The sequence below is a fragment of the Olivibacter sp. 47 genome (assembly GCF_030372825.1).
Taxonomy (GTDB): domain Bacteria; phylum Bacteroidota; class Bacteroidia; order Sphingobacteriales; family Sphingobacteriaceae; genus Olivibacter; species Olivibacter oleidegradans.
In genome coordinates this window covers 4,611,480-4,626,993 of the sequence record NZ_JAUCNR010000001.1, presented here as the reverse complement: position 1 = coordinate 4,626,993, position 15,514 = coordinate 4,611,480, and the positions used below count along the sequence as shown (strand labels likewise).

Annotated in this window: 10 protein-coding genes; 9 read left to right on the top strand and 1 reads right to left on the bottom strand. The window is 45.6% G+C overall.

Translation table 11 applies throughout. The annotated features are described in order from the left end of the window. The first annotated feature begins 243 nt into the window (after nucleotides 1-243). The 3 genes from QT327_RS20165 to QT327_RS20155 all read left to right on the top strand — a co-directional run bounded on the left by QT327_RS20165 (nucleotide 244) and on the right by QT327_RS20155 (nucleotide 5,514). Entirely contained in the window at nucleotides 244-3,246 is a 3,003-nt protein-coding gene (locus tag QT327_RS20165; protein ID WP_289553842.1) for a SusC/RagA family TonB-linked outer membrane protein, read from the top strand. Nucleotides 3,247-3,261: 15 nt separating this feature from the next. Next, the gene (locus QT327_RS20160; protein ID WP_289553841.1) at nucleotides 3,262-4,947 is read left to right on the top strand and encodes a RagB/SusD family nutrient uptake outer membrane protein; all 1,686 of its coding nucleotides are present in this window, start codon (nucleotides 3,262-3,264) and stop codon (nucleotides 4,945-4,947) included. Between the two features lie 309 nt (nucleotides 4,948-5,256). Next, nucleotides 5,257-5,514, top strand: a complete 258-nt coding sequence (locus QT327_RS20155) for a hypothetical protein (RefSeq protein ID WP_130856098.1) — start codon at nucleotides 5,257-5,259, stop codon at nucleotides 5,512-5,514. 70 nt (nucleotides 5,515-5,584) lie between these two features. Here the strand turns inward: QT327_RS20155 and QT327_RS20150 are convergent, their stop codons facing one another. Further along, complete coding sequence (locus QT327_RS20150; RefSeq protein WP_130856097.1) at nucleotides 5,585-6,436, bottom strand: ATP-grasp fold amidoligase family protein; 852 nt, start codon at nucleotides 6,434-6,436, stop codon at nucleotides 5,585-5,587. A gap of 315 nt (nucleotides 6,437-6,751) precedes the next feature. On the opposite strand from QT327_RS20150, the gene QT327_RS20145 reads away from it, so the two are divergent. The 6 genes from QT327_RS20145 to QT327_RS20120 all read left to right on the top strand — a co-directional run bounded on the left by QT327_RS20145 (nucleotide 6,752) and on the right by QT327_RS20120 (nucleotide 15,404). Further along, nucleotides 6,752-7,336, top strand: a complete 585-nt coding sequence (locus QT327_RS20145; RefSeq protein WP_289553838.1) for an RNA polymerase sigma factor — start codon at nucleotides 6,752-6,754, stop codon at nucleotides 7,334-7,336. Between the two features lie 226 nt (nucleotides 7,337-7,562). Beyond that, on the top strand, nucleotides 7,563-8,405 hold the full coding sequence (locus QT327_RS20140) for a phosphodiester glycosidase family protein (RefSeq protein WP_289553837.1): 843 nt from the start codon (nucleotides 7,563-7,565) through the stop codon (nucleotides 8,403-8,405). Nucleotides 8,406-8,474: 69 nt separating this feature from the next. Then, a complete protein-coding gene (locus tag QT327_RS20135) occupies nucleotides 8,475-9,623 on the top strand; it encodes a FecR family protein (RefSeq protein ID WP_289553836.1) in 1,149 nt (382 codons plus the stop codon). Nucleotides 9,624-9,794: 171 nt separating this feature from the next. Continuing rightward, nucleotides 9,795-13,172 (top strand): TonB-dependent receptor, encoded by a 3,378-nt coding sequence (locus QT327_RS20130; RefSeq protein WP_289553835.1) that lies wholly within the window; start codon nucleotides 9,795-9,797, stop codon nucleotides 13,170-13,172. Beyond that, nucleotides 13,172-14,470: a RagB/SusD family nutrient uptake outer membrane protein gene (locus tag QT327_RS20125; protein ID WP_289553834.1), complete on the top strand. Its 1,299-nt coding sequence runs from the start codon at nucleotides 13,172-13,174 to the stop codon at nucleotides 14,468-14,470. Before QT327_RS20130 ends, QT327_RS20125 begins: the two co-directional genes overlap by 1 nt. Nucleotides 14,471-14,489: 19 nt before the next feature. After that, on the top strand, nucleotides 14,490-15,404 hold the full coding sequence (locus QT327_RS20120) for a phosphodiester glycosidase family protein (protein ID WP_289553833.1): 915 nt from the start codon (nucleotides 14,490-14,492) through the stop codon (nucleotides 15,402-15,404). The last annotated feature ends 110 nt before the right edge of the window (nucleotides 15,405-15,514 follow it).

Genomic DNA, 15,514 nt, shown 5'->3' with positions numbered 1-15,514 from the left:
TCGTAATATTGCAAAACATTTGCTAAATCGAATTAGGAACAAAAAGAAACTATTCGTAGCGAATCAACATATGTAAGCTAGCTAACCAAGCTTTTTAGAACGAAATGAAAAACCGACGAATTACCTCATTTGTAACCGACCCTTTAACCGATTTCAAGCATTTTCTATTGCATATTACGAAGAATAACAACTTGGTGCCCATTAGTTAAACATCATTATAAACACAAAACAAATCTTAAATTTATGACAAAACACAGCAAATGGATTGCGCTATGCAGCATTCCCATTCTCAGCTGCGCAGTGGCTAGGGAAAGCCTTTATGCAGCTGCCCGACCGGTTATTCGGTCAGCTTATGAAACATCGCTTCAGCAGCGGACGATCCGTGGAAAGATCACGAATGTAAACGGAACAATGCCACTGATCGGTGCCAGTATTAAAATTAAAGGCATGCAGGGAGGTACATCAACCAATCAAGATGGGCTCTTTGAGCTCGCCTTACCCCAGGTACCGGTAACCCTCGTTATTTCATCGCTTGGTTACATTACCAAAGAAGTTGCTGTTACCGATCAGCAAAATCTAAACATTCAATTACAAGAAGATGCAAACAACTTGGAAGAAGTGGTGGTGGTTGGTTATGGCTCGTTGGATAAACGTGAGCTTACCAGCGCAGTATCCAACTTAAAGCAGCGTGATTTGGTTGCCGGTACGGTATCGCCACTACTGGCCATTCAGGGAAAGGTTCCAGGTCTAAACATCGCTTCCAATAATGGCTCTGATCCGAACGCCAGCGTTTCCATTCAGCTCCGTGGTGTCAATTCGGTCAAGGCCTCACAAGGACCTTTAGTCGTTATTGACGGCGTTCCCGGAGGCGATATCAATTCCGTTGCCAAAGAAGATATTGAATCCATTAACGTACTTCGAGATGCATCGGCCGCTGCAATCTACGGTACACGAGCCTCCGGTGGTGTGATTTTGGTTACTACCAAGCGACCACAACCCGGTAAGGCAACCGTTAACTTTACATCGGAGTATTTTATTGAAAGTGTTCGTAAACGACCCGATGTCCTTTCAGCAGAAGAATACCTTGCCCATGGCCTTGGAGAAGACAATGGCGCTCGTACCGACTGGTATGACGTCATCACAAATAAAAATCCCTTCAGTCACCGCCAAGTGGTAAATGTAAGTGGTGGTTCCGAAAACGCCAATGTGTACACCACCTTTTTCAAACGCGACGCCAAAGGTATATCAATTGGTTCGCAACGCGGGGAAATTGGTGGAAGGGTCAATACCAATTTCAAATTCTTCGATGGACGTGCGGAATTGAGCACCAATGCCAGTTACAATCAAGTAGATGCCGATTTCCCCGGGAACAGTGCGCCAGGCAACTTCCGTGATGAAAACAACAGCCTCTATAATATCGCCATTGGCTTAGACCCCACTATCTCACCATACGACCCATCGGATCCCTCCGGCTATAATGTCTTAACCGGAGGCTATAATACCTGGAATCCCTTGGCAGAAGTGATGTTACGTAAAAAACAAAATCAATATCGCTACCTACTGGCCAATGCCACCTTAAAAGTAAACCTGACGGAAGACCTTTATACAACCGCTATGGTGGGTATCAAAAACAACAGCGAACATCCCAGTTTCTTCCGTTCGGCGCAGCACCGTGTCTCGCGTGAACAAAATGTGGACGGTTATGCCAAACAAGAATACAAACGTTGGCAAGACCGTATAGTCGAGTGGACAGTAAACTATAGCAAGCGTTTCGAAAACCATCAGATCACTGCGGTAGCCGGTTACAGTTATCAGGACTTCAACGGACAGGGGTTCTGGGCGGAAAACTCCAACTTTCCGGTTGATGGGCTGGAAGAACACGATATGGGTTCAGGTACCTGGCTGGCTGATGGCCGTGCGGGTTTGGGCTCTTGGAAGGACCCATGGGTTAAACTGGCCGCTTTCTTCGGACGCGTTAATTATTCGTTCAAAGATCGTTATATCATCACAGCCAATCTCCGTCACGAGGGCTCTTCCAAATTCGCTCCCGGAAATCGCTGGGGCACCTTCCCCGGTGTATCGGCAGCTTGGCGGCTCAGCGAGGAACCTTTCATGCGTAAGCTTTCTTTTATTGACGACATCAAGATCCGCGCTGGTTACGGTGAAACCGGCAACGAAGGTTTCGGTGCCGAGGTATCAACCCGGATGTATTCGGCCGACACCTGGTGGCCGTTCGCCGGAAACTGGAACCGTACTTTTGGTGTTAAACACAACCAAAACCCGAATATCCGTTGGGAAATCAAAAAAGAATATAATGTCGGAATGGATTTCACCATTCTGAATAATAAATTAAGTGGTCGGTTCGACTACTATAAGCGGGTTATAGACAATCTGATTTATGAAATCAGTGTATCACAACCGCCCGCCATCCATGATAAAACAACCATGAACGTGGGCAGCATGGAAAACCAAGGTTTCGAGTTTGAATTAAATTACAATGTAGTAAACAAGAACGATTGGACTTACACTACTTCCCTTGTGGCCTCTCATAATAAAAGTAATTTGCGCACACTCTGGGGCAGCCAGACCTTTATGGACGATAAAAACTTCCCCGCACCTGGATCTCCGGGTACTGCGGTACGCCTTTATCCCGGTGAAGCGATTGGCCAATTCTATATCTGGCAATTTGCAGGCTTCACCGACGATGGTCAATGGCTGTTATATAACAAAAACAACGAAGTCATTCCGGCAAGTGATAAAAAACTCGATGATAAACGCTTCATCGGCAATGGTATCCCGAAATTACAGTTATCTTGGAATCATGCCATATCCTATAAAAATTGGGACGCCAGCATCTATCTCCGCAGTTGGTTAGGCTATGATGTGTTTAACATGACCAAAATGTACTATGGCATAGCTAATGTGACCGGTAGGAATGTATTGAAAAGCGCCTACGATGAACTTGCCAATGTAAAAGGTGAAAAACAATTGAGCGATTACTGGCTCGAAAACGGAAACTTCCTAAAGGTAGATGCCATTAGCTTGGGTTATACTTTTAATAAAAAATGGATCGGCCCCTTTAAAAATATCCGTGTGTATGCAACCGGACGAGATCTCTTCGTTTTCACCAAATACAGCGGTCTTGATCCCGAAATCAATATCAACGGCTTAGCGCCCGGCTTTGAGGAGCTCGATGTGTACCCACGCACGCGCACCTTTATGTTCGGTTTACAGGCGAGTTTTTAACCTTTAACAAATGCAATGATGAACAAGCTTTTCACATATACCTTATTATCGCTTTTGGTACTGCTAGGCAGTTGCACCAAGCTCGATCAGGAATTTTATAGCCAGGTCACTCCTGAAACCTTTTTCAAGAGTGAAAAGGACATTCTGGCCGCCCTCAACCGTCCGTTTACCCACGCCCGCTGGTATATGGGTGAAGACCGCTGGCAGTTACAGGAACAAACAGCTGACAATTTTGCCATTACAACGAAAGGACCCCACTGGTACAATGGCGGTACGAATGAACGTTTTCATTACCACACGTGGACGCCTGATGAAGGATGGATCTGGGGAACCTGGCGTGGTACATTGATGGGCATCGCCTTGGCGTTGGACGCACGCAGCGATTTGGAGAAGTTGGACTATACCAAATTTGCTTTGACACCGGAAGATCAGACATCCCACGTAAACCAACTTAATACGCTGATTGCCTATTTCTATTTACGCGGCCTAGACTATTTTGGAGGAATGCCTATCTTCAATAACCTGGAAGGAGAGAGTTTACCGCGCAATACCGATCAGGAGGTCTTCAATCACATTGAACAATTATTAAAAACGGCTATGGCGACTTTGCCCAAGAAGGAAGCCGGACAGAAGGAAGCGGGTGAGTTGAAGCAAGCGGCCGCAGCCATGATGCTAACCCAACTCTATTTTAACGCCGAGGCCTACATTGGTAAACCTATGTACGCCGAAGCCCAGCAACTAGCACAGGCTATTATCGATGGTCAATACGGCTCTTACCAGCTCGATCCGACCTGGTATGGCCCGCACAGCTTTAAAAACAATGAATCGCCTGAAATCATCTGGTCCATCCCTTCCGAGTTCAACAAGCTGCAGTACGATTGGTTTTACGGCAATTTCTATCATTATAACAGCCGACAATATTTTGATCAGGATATGGGGGCCGACAATGGCACGCATTTAAGTCCCTCCAGACGTCCTGATTCCAGTTTATATAAAAATGAATGGAAACTGGGTTCACCGTTTGAGAAGTTTGATGCAGCTGATCTTCGCAAAAGACCCTACCATTACTTAGGGAGCGGCAATTACGAAGGAATGTTTTTGAACGGGCCGCAACTGAAACCTGATGGCAGTGTAATTGTGGGCACCCAGGAATATAAAGACAGGGCACTTGTGCTACGCGACCAAGTGGGGCGTTTCAGCGAGGTTGGTCCAGGCAAAAAGTACAGCGGTATTTCTCAGCTTCCTTCTAAAATGTCGGAGGGCGAGGAGAATACCGGTATTCGATTAGTAAAAGTGCCCATTCCCACTTTAGCCGAAAACACCTTGCGTTGGGGAGCGGATAATCCGGTTTTGCGACTGACCGAAGTGTATTATATACTGGCCGAATGCAAATGGCGCAGCGGAGATCCGGCTGGTGCTGCCGAACTCATCAATACCGTACGGAGGCGCAATTTCGAGAATGGGGTAGATCCTAATCCGGTACGTGTCGATAATTTCGATAAATACCGCTTTTTAGATGAGTGGAGTATCGAGTTTCTGGGCGAAGGCCGCAGACGTACAGATCTGATCCGTTGGAATATGTTCACCACCGAAAACTGGTGGGATCATCAAGCCTCGCAATCTGATCACCTGAAACGGTTCCCGGTACCTACACAGGCTATTTCCGGAAACAATAATTTAACCCAAAATCCGGGATATTAATATTTCAGATTTCGAAAACCTTGAAGAGGCTACATAGCCTTTCTTCAAGGTTTTTTCTCGTTATCAGCAGACCGATAAAAACGTAAAAAAAACAATTATTTTTCCAAACATTCATCGTGTACAAGTGTTCACTTTAATGTACATACTTCATATTAGTCTAATTGTTCAGAGCTCTAGTGAAAACTGGAGCTTTTTTCTTTCGAACAAACCAAAAACGTTCTTTTAAAAACATAAAAATTGTTAAATCCATAGGAAAGAGCGAAGCTTGGTATAGCTTTTGTAACTAACTAGTTATCAATACCGCCCCTTATGTGTTTAACGTTAGAATCATTAGGTTTCCTACTGGAAACCGATGTGCAGACTGACTGTACAGGAACTTTTAGATATATTGCATTAGAAAACGATCATATTATTTCCGAAAATCCCATCACAAAGGAACTTGAAGTCAACAACTTACAAGTATACGAATGGGAATCCTTGTCGCTGAAGCATTTAAAAGGTATCTTTCATGGGGAGCCTCTATCAATGGGAAAGGGAGCACCGGAGTTTCATGAAAAAGTGTCATAAACTTTCTAACTCCACACTTAATATCTACGATGCCCGGTGCAAAAGAGCCGGTACTTATCAATCGCCTATATTAAATTTGACCTGGGCAGTGCTCGTCCCAATATAACGTGAACAATTTTTCGGCATATTTGGTGAATCCCCTCCCTAAGCCCGGTGTCGGCGTAAACTCACCGAATACAGGGCCATTTGAAGTCGCGTAAAAGTCTATCCGTACAAATATTCCGTAGAGCTTACTCAGTTTTTTCACTTGCTCAACCATTTCTTCGAAGCATTTTGGTTTGCTTTGTCCGAACTTATAAGGATATGGGTAAGATATAGTTAGTGGCTCCATCGGAATCCAATGTTCGTTAAAAAAAGCACTTGTTCCATCGTGAGGCCCTTGCCGATTGATAACGCTCAAGCCAGCAATTTTTCCATTAAAGCAAAAAAATTTATAATCGGTCGGGATGACATGTTTTCCTGCTTCGTTCGTTAAAAACTCTTCAACTAAAATGCATTGATTGGGTAGCTCTTTTACATTTTTCCTCAGTATAGCAACAATTTCCTGTTCAGAATAATACTTGTTATCAAATAAATTGAATCCATTATCCATTAAAAAGACTCCCGTGCACCCACTCCCGAAAGTAGGACGGATCACATATTGAGCAGGAAGTGAAGCAAAGTCTATGCGTTCAACATCACGGCCTTTCCAATAAAGAGCTGATGTCTTAGCTCCATGTAGTTGTGCAAATTCTTTAGCATTGAGTTTATTACTTAGTCGTCTTTGCCACAAGTTCTCATCACGCCAATCATCAATAGAATTGTTCTTTGTTAACCATAATTTTTTGAGCGGCTCCGCCTCCTGCCATAAAACTTGATGTCTACGTCTGAGTCGGTTTGAGAATTCACCGCTATACAAATGAAGTTTAATGCGACCTAACATAATTTAAACGGTTTATAATTTAGAGTGACTTTTAATTCTGTATCATGTTATAAATATAGCTTGTTTAGTCCTACTGTAAATAGGCAACAAAAGAACAATCGCACGCACGATTTTTCATATTAAAAATACACATTGTCAATCGTCATAAGACACACTTTACACGAAGCCATGGCAAAAACGACCCAACTGTATAGCTAATACTTTCCTACATCTTGAAAAGAAAATTTAAAAAACTTTAAAGTTTTATTAATATTGCCATAACTATAAACTTGATAGCCTTTTGATAATTTTGGCTCCGTTATCTATAGTCTTGCTATGGCGAAGCTGTCTTATAAATCGTATGATGAACATGAATTGATACGGCTCATGCTGCGAGACGACTACGCGGCTTATTTAGAAATCTATGAACGCTACTCCCGGCCACTTTATGCACATGCCTGTAAAAAATTGAACAATCGGGACGAAGTCAAAGATCTGCTGCAAGAGGTCTTCGCGGCACTCTGGCAAAACCGCAGCTCACTAAGCCCCAAGAGCCCCTTAGCCGGCTACCTCTATGCCACCCTGCGATACCGGGTTATTAAATTAATTGCTCATAAAAAAGTAGAATCGGTTTATTTTGAATCCCTCGCAACGGTGAATACACATGACAATACCACGGCAGACTACCGGGTACGGGAGAAAGAACTCGGCCAGTTGATCGAAAACGAAATCGTACGCTTACCCGAAAAGATGCAGGAGGTCTTTCGTATGAGCCGTCAATCCCATCTTTCCCACAAGGAAATTGCCCAGGAACTCGGCCTTTCAGAAACCACCGTAAAAAAACATGTGAACAATGCCCTGAAGGTACTTCGGCCCAAATTTGGAACCCTGCTCTCTCTCGCCTATTTCCTCCTTCCTTAGAGCCCGTTTAGAATTTATCTAATCATTTTCTTATGCCTCTTTTTGGCTGCACCTGCGTTAATTTATCGAGATAGGCTTCCTGCTACCCCTGCTAAATTTGCCTTGGTTCACTCAAAAATAGCCTATAACAAATTTTATAATACAAATTTAAACAGGCTCTTAAATTTTTTTATTTTCTTTTACGCCCTAAGGCGCTGTTGCAGTACTATCTCTATAAAAACGCGATATGAACAAAAAAATAGCACCTATCCTACTCAGCTTCCTGCTCCTTAGCCAACTTCTCGTCTTCGGACAATCCGCAGATTCCGTTGCCGTACTTAATAAAGAATGGAAAATTATTCCGATCAAAAAAGGCGTCACCTGGAAACAGGGCCATTTTGAAAAACTCTTTGGAAGCCAGCAGGAAATCAACCTCGTGGAGATCGACCTGAAAAAACACCGAAAGAACATCCACCTTGCGGCTGATCCAAAAGAGCTGAAAAAAACCTCCGAATTTGCCACAGAAGCAGGCGCTTTGGTGGCTATCAATGGCGGCTTTTTTGATATGAAAAATGGCGGTTCCTGGGATTATGTAAAGGTGGATGGTAAAGTCGTAAATACCACCAAAAAGAAAACGGACCGTGCCAATGCGATCTTATTGATCGATAAAAAAGCCATTGAAATACAACCAGATTCAGCCGTTAACTATGAGCAGAGCAGTAAACCGAATATCCTCCTATCCGGACCGCTATTAATCCACCGCGGACAGGATGCAGTACTTGCCAACAATCCCTTTAACACCAACCGCCATCCCCGCAGCGCGGTAGCCATTACCCGCAAGAACAAACTGATCTTTCTGGTAGTAGACGGTCGAAACAGCCAAGCCGCGGGTATGAATTTGAGCGAATTAACCCAAACGCTACGCTGGTTAGGCGCAAAACATGCGATGAACGTAGATGGCGGAGGAAGCAGCACGCTCTACGTGAAAGGAGCAACGGCAAATGGTGTCGTCAATCATCCCAGTGACAACAAGCAGTTCGACCATGAAGGACAACGCCCTGTAGCCAACATTATTTACTTGAAAGAATAAAATTAATTTTCTCTTACGCCCAAGGGAAGACTTAAGGTACTATCTCCTAAAAGCAACCCCGCAGTACACATGGAGGAATACGAAGACATTAAGAAACTGTTGAAACGCTACCTCGCCGGCGAATGCACGCCGGAGGAGCGTATGCGGGTGGAACAATGGTATGGGCAATTGGATATCCAAGCAGAAGAACCTGCTAAAGAGCAGGTAGAAGAAGATATAATCGACATAAGAGATCGCTTGAGGAGATCCCCGATTCGGCGGATAGCCCCTTGGTATCACTATGCCGCAGCCGTTGCCGCTGTGCTGCTACTAACAGTGGGTGTGTATTATCAATTTAAGCCATCCGACCGATTTAAAAGTAGTGGCAAGACCGCTACCATAGCAAGTCAACCCGATATCGCACCGGGCAGAAACCGGGCTATCCTTAAGCTAGCCAATGGCAAAGAAATCATATTAGACGGCAGTCCGAATGGGGAAATTGCGCAAGAGGGTGCGCATGCCATCTTCAAAAATGTGGATGGGGAATTGGTTTATCAACTCGGCGGAGCCAATACAAGCGACGCAACGATACCCCGGTTCAATACCATGCGTACCCCACGGGGCGGGCAATATCATTTAGTGCTGCCTGATGGTACCAAGGTGTGGCTAAATGCGGCTTCCAGCATAACCTACGCCATTAACGGCAACTTGGGAGAGCGACTGGTAAAGTTAGAAGGCGAAGCCTATTTTGAGGTGGCGAAAGATGCGACACGTCCCTTTCGCGTTGAGTCCAAAGGGCAAATCGTCGAAGTCTTAGGTACGCAATTTAATATCAACAGCTACCTGGATGAACCGGTGGTGAAAACCACATTAATAGAAGGTTCTGTTCGCGTAGCCGAAACCGCCGAGCACAAGACTGTCATGCTCCGGCCCGGGCAACAGGCAGCGCTCGACCGCCAAAGCCACTTATCCGTAAAACAAGCAGATGTTTCGGATGCGGTAGCTTGGAAGAACGGCAAATTCAGCTTTAGCCGGGCGGATATCGGCATGGTGATGCGGCAGCTATCCCGCTGGTATGATGTAGAAGTCGTCTTTAAAGGCAAAAAGCCGGAAATTACCTTATCAGGCGAGGTATACCGCAATACACATGCGTCCAAGGTCCTGGAGATTCTATCCTTCTATAAGCTCAATTGCCAGATCGAGACTGTTAACGGTGTCAAACAAATTATCATTCAATAAAACAAAGAAACCGATGTTAAACAAAAAAATGAACACGATGAAACCGTAAAGACTACCTAGAAAGGCTTCATAAAAAAGCGTCTTCTGATGGCAGTCAGAAGACGCACATGCTTGAGCCAATGATTCGAAGAACTTAAACAAATTAAATTAAACTCAAACCTTACAAAGTTAATGAAATTAGTATTTCATGCAACGGCTACGTCATTACGGTGGCCGCCTCCACGAACATTTAATCAACTGAAATTCATCATGAGATTTCAACTAATTGTCGGTTTACTACTTTCGGTATTTATCCAAGTCAGTGCATCGACTTATGCACAAAATGTGTCGTTGAAAGTAACGAACATGCCCTTAGACCAAGTATTCAAATTGGTCGAAAATCAAACGGAATATGTATTCCTTTACGATGATCCGAGTTTCACTACCGAGAAGGTGAGCTTAAACCTGCAGCATAGACCCATAGAAGAAGTATTGGAAGCCTGCTTAAAGAACTTACCCATCTCTTATAAAATTGTCGATCGCAATATTCTCTTTAAACGAGATGAAAGGCAAGTCGAACCCAGGAAGCCAAGCCTCCAACCGCAACCTGTTAGCGGACAGGTAAGGGATACGACAGGCAATCCATTGGCCGGGGTCAGCATTATCGTAAAAGGAAGCACACGCGGCGTAACGAGTGATGCACAAGGACGTTTTCAGTTACCGGTAAACACGGGCGATGTGCTGGTTTTTAGTTTGATCGGCTATCAAAAGCAGGAGCTTAAGATGGCAGGCCAAAACCAGCTGCAGGTAGTCTTGAAAATCGATTTGTCGGATTTAGAGGAAGTGGTTGTTATTGGTTATGGTCAGCAGAAAAAGCGCGACCTCACAGCGGCAGTATCATCTTTCAAACCGACCGAAGAAAATGCGAGACCTGCATTAAGTCCGGACCAACTGATTCAAGGGCGCATGCCCGGCGTCCAGGTGAGCGCCGGTTCCGGTAGCCCGGGTACGGTAAATCGGGTATCCATCCGTGGTATCGGCTCTTTGAGTGCAACGAACGAGCCGCTCTATGTAATCGACGGAATACCCGTCGTGAACCAAAATGCTGCTTTACTGAATTTTGGTGAAAACATGAATCCGCTCGCGCTGTTGAATCCGAGCGACATCGAATCGGTGGAAGTGCTGAAGGATGCAGCCTCGGCAGCCATCTACGGAAGTCGCGCCACCAACGGCGTCATCCTCATTACCACCAAATCAGGCAAGGCCAATCAAACCAAGTTTGGCGTTGACGCTTTTACCGGTGTATCGGTAGTGCCCAATACGGATAAAATGAAAATGGCCGATCCGGATCTGTACCTGTCGGTCATCAATGAGGCGATCGACAATTTTAATACACAGTACGATTACACCCCCGGTGCTAAAAATTACATGGAGCGCAAGGAAAACCCCTTTCCGGGCGAACCGGGCACCGATTGGTTTGATCTGATTACACGTCCGGCCCATACCACCAGTTTGTCCTTATCCTTTACCGGTGGTACCGATAAAACCAGCGTATACTTATCCGGCAATTACCTCAGTCAGGAAGGAGCCTTTATCGACCAAAAGTTTACACGTTATACCGGTAAACTCAATTTAACGCATAAGCTTTATAACTGGCTCGAATTCGGGGCAAACACCAGCTATAGTTATTCCAAGAATAAACGCGTGCCGGGATCGAACCTAGGCACCACCATGATGGGGCGTTCTTTGCTCCAACGTCCCTTCGATCGTCCTTTTAAGCCTAATGGCGAATATTATTTAGGCGGTACCGACGAATTGATCTATCACAATCCTTTCCAGATTATCAATGAGCAAAACGTATCGCTGGATAATTACCGATTTTTGGGATCGTTCTTCGGTACGGCTACCATTACGGATGGACTGAAATTCAAGACCATGCTGGGTACCGATCTTACTTATACCCTTGACAATATTTACTATGCCGAAGACCATCCTTATGGAACGGGCATCGGCGTAAAATACGACAATCGTCGCTTTACACCCAATATCTTATGGGAGAACACCTTGAATTACAATAGAACCTTCGATAAACTCAGTGTGGAAGGATTATTGGGTTACTCCTATCAGCGCCTCAACCTGTCCAGCTCCAACATAGAAGGTAGCGGTTTTCCTTCTCCTTCCTTCCAACAGCTTTCGGTAGCTGCCTCCATTCTTTCGGCAGGGACTAGCTTGACGGAAAGTGCTTTGATGTCGATATTCGGTCGTTCCAATCTATCTTGGGATGATAAATACTTACTGAGCCTATCCTTACGTGCGGACGGTTCGTCCAAGTTCCATCCGGATAAGCGTTGGGGCTACTTCCCATCGGTATCCGCCGGCTGGAATATCTCCAGCGAACCGTTCTGGTCGCTTGCCGGTACAACAGCCAAAATTCGCGGCAGTTATGGTGAAACGGGTAATCAAGATGGTATCAGCAGCTACGCTTACCATGCCCAAATGAGCGGAGGACGCAATTACAATAATCAAAGCGGTATCGGTGTCAGCACTAATGGTAACCGCGATCTGACCTGGGAAACGGCCCGACAATATGGAGCTGGCTTAGACCTTGGTTTGCTTGGTGGAAAACTGAATCTGACGGCCGATTATTTTATCAAGAAAACAGATAACTTATTATACAGCAAACCCGAGCCTTCCACTTCCGGGTTTACTTCGATCATCAGCAATATCGGCTCAATGGAAAACAAGGGTTGGGAGTTTTTGCTGAACGCACAGGTACCGCTAGGACCCGTACAATGGTCATCCGACTTCAACATCTCCTTTATCAAAAACAAGCTGACCTCCCTGATTGGTGACGAAGCGCTGTTAATCGGCGCTAACATGACCCTGCAGGTCGGGCAGGAAGTAGGTAGCTTCTATATGTATAAACAGCTCGGAATTTACCAGTCGGACCAGGAAGTGCCGGAATCACTCTATAAAAATGGGATACGTGCGGGCGATGTGATGTATGAAGATTTGGATGGCAACGGAGCCATCAATGTGTCTGACCGACAAATTGTGGGCACTGCCAACCCGGATTTCTACGGTGGATGGAACAACAGTTTCCGCTTTAAGAACTTCGACTTCAACATCTTTTTCACCTATTCTTACGGTAACAAGGTGTATGCAAGTTATCGTGTCAACACCGACCGCTTGGGTAGCGGTTTCATGAATATGACCGAGCGAGTAGCTAATGAGCGTTGGACCGGACCTGGAACCAGCAATACAACCCCGCGTGCCATTTACGGCAATAGTTGGAATACCCAAAATTCTTCCCGCTTCTTAGAGGACGGTTCATACATCCGCTTACGGGCATTAAATTTTGGTTACACCTTGCCAACACAGGTTGCAAATAAAATCGGCATGAAACGACTACGGGTATATGTACAGGGTGATAACCTACACCTGTGGACCAAATACCGCGGCTTTGATCCGGAAGTAACCAATGATTTCGATCCGCAATTTATCGGACAGGATAACTTGATCTTACCGCAACTGCGCAGCTTCAATGTTGGTGTTAATATTGGATTTTAATGAAGAAAAAATTAAGCATGTATAAAACAACAGCAATTACCGGCATCTTGGCAGTCCTGATGCTGGTGTCCTTCTCTTCTTGTACCAAACTCGACTTCTATCCGCAAACTTCAGTAGCACCTGAAACGGTAAGCGAGCGCGACATGGATGCCTTGTTAAACGGTATGTATAATGCCGTGCAAAACAATCAAGGAAGAGAATCCTACATTATGTTCGATTTAGTAGGCGGCAACCTGATTAATGCTTCGGGCGGAAGCGAGCTCGCTTTTATCCGTAACATCCTGCGTACCGACTACAATTTGGTCAACAACAACTGGAGTGGCCTATACCAGTCGCTGTACCAGGTCAACAACGTCCTCCATATCATGGCCGGTTTGCCGCAATCTGACAAACGCACGCGGATTGAAGGTACCGCCCACTTCTTCCGTGCTTATATCTATTATAATTTGGTAAGCCGATGGGGCGACGTGCCCTTAATCTTGGAAAACACCACTGAACGCGTATCGCGTGATCCTTCGAGTGCTGTGTGGAGCCAGATCGAGGCCGACTTAGCGATAGCCCTGGAAAAAGCACCGGCTTTCGAAGGTGACTATTACTACGTATCGCAGCAAGCAGCAAAGGCTTTGCTAGCTCGCGTCCTGCTCGGACAAAACAAACTGGCAGAAGCGGCCCAAGTGGCAGAAGAGCTGATTGCCTCCGGGAGCTTTTCATTGGATCGGTTCGACAAAATATTCAGGCATACGGAGAACACCGAAGAAATTTTTTCCTTTAAAAACCTAACGGAAGAATCGAGCATTACCCTAAGCACTTTATTTTATACTTATGCGCATGACGTAAGCGGCTCATACGTTTATAAACCAACCGATGAAGTGATGAACCTATTTGAGGAGGGCGACAACCGCAAAGACATGAGCATCGCAACGGTGAGTTCACTGAATGTAATCAATAAATACCCCAGCGGCCAAACAGGAACCGACCCCATTCCGGTTATCCGCCTAGGCGAAATGTATTTAATTGCAGCCGAGGGGAAAGGTTTGGCAGGACTGCCGCAGTTAAACGCATTGAGAGCCGCAAGAAACCTCTCGGCCATCAATCCTTCCAACGAGGCCGAATACCAAGCAGCCGTAGCCCTCGAGCGGCGACGGGAGCTACTCGCAGAAGGTTTTCGTTGGTTCGATTTGGTCCGCACGGGTAAAGCCGTGGAGGTGTTGGGTATTGAAGACTATCGAACCAAATTTCCGATACCCGATTACGAGCGTGAGGTGAATCCGAATCTCACACAGAACGAAGGTTACTAACCCATTAACAGCATCAAACATGAAATTGAACATAAAGCAACAGGCGTTATGGTTTATTCTCGCCCTTAGCTCCCTCGCAAGTTGCGAAAAAGACGAAAAGGGCACCATCCGGGTGTTGGATCACACACGAAGCGAACTGACCCTTCGCCTGCAAGAAAACAGCACGCTGATTCATCGCGTATATAGCGATACGACCTTAGAATTATACCCAGGCGTGCAGGAGACGGACATTCACTACCAAGATATAAACGGCCATACCATGCGGATATTTATAGTAGAGGCCGACATGAATCAGTCCACTATTCAATTACATCCCTTAACACCCAACGACGCAACCGCCTATGGCCGTCAATCCGTTCCGGAAATGGTAAAACATGTAGATTCGACATCCGAGGTGCTTTTTGCTTCCAATGCCGACTTCTTCAACGCCACAACAGGCGAGCCGCGTGGCATTGTATACTTATCGGGGCAAGCCATTCGTAGCACCATCCCGGCGGGCTGGACCTTTTTCGGTATCAGCAAATCAGGTCAATTAATGCTGGGGGATGACGACGATTATAAGGCACAAAAAGCCGAGATCTTCCATGCACTTGGTGGTCATCAACGATTAGTAAAAGACGGTGAACCGGTAAGCCACACCGACGCTTCCGTAGAACCTCGTACCGCTGTAGGATTTACGGCAGACAATAAGTTATACTTTATGGTGGTAGACGGAAGGAAATACGACTATTCTTACGGCATCAATTTCACCGATCTAGGCCAGCTCATGCATGCCTTAGGTGTCAAGGAGTCGATCAACCTCGATGGTGGCGGTTCGTCCACCTTTCTCATCAACAACCCTTCTAGCTCGACCTATGAGATCAGAAACCGCCCATCGGACGGAACGCCGCGGGCAGTTGCTAATGGATGGGCTATTGTGGCTACCGGAAATTAGTTGTTGGTTATTAGTTACCGGTTGTTAGTTGTTGGTTTTTAGTTACCGGTTGTTAGTTGTTGGTTATTGGTTATGAGTTGCCGGTTGTGGGTTCTGAGAAGAAACGCTCA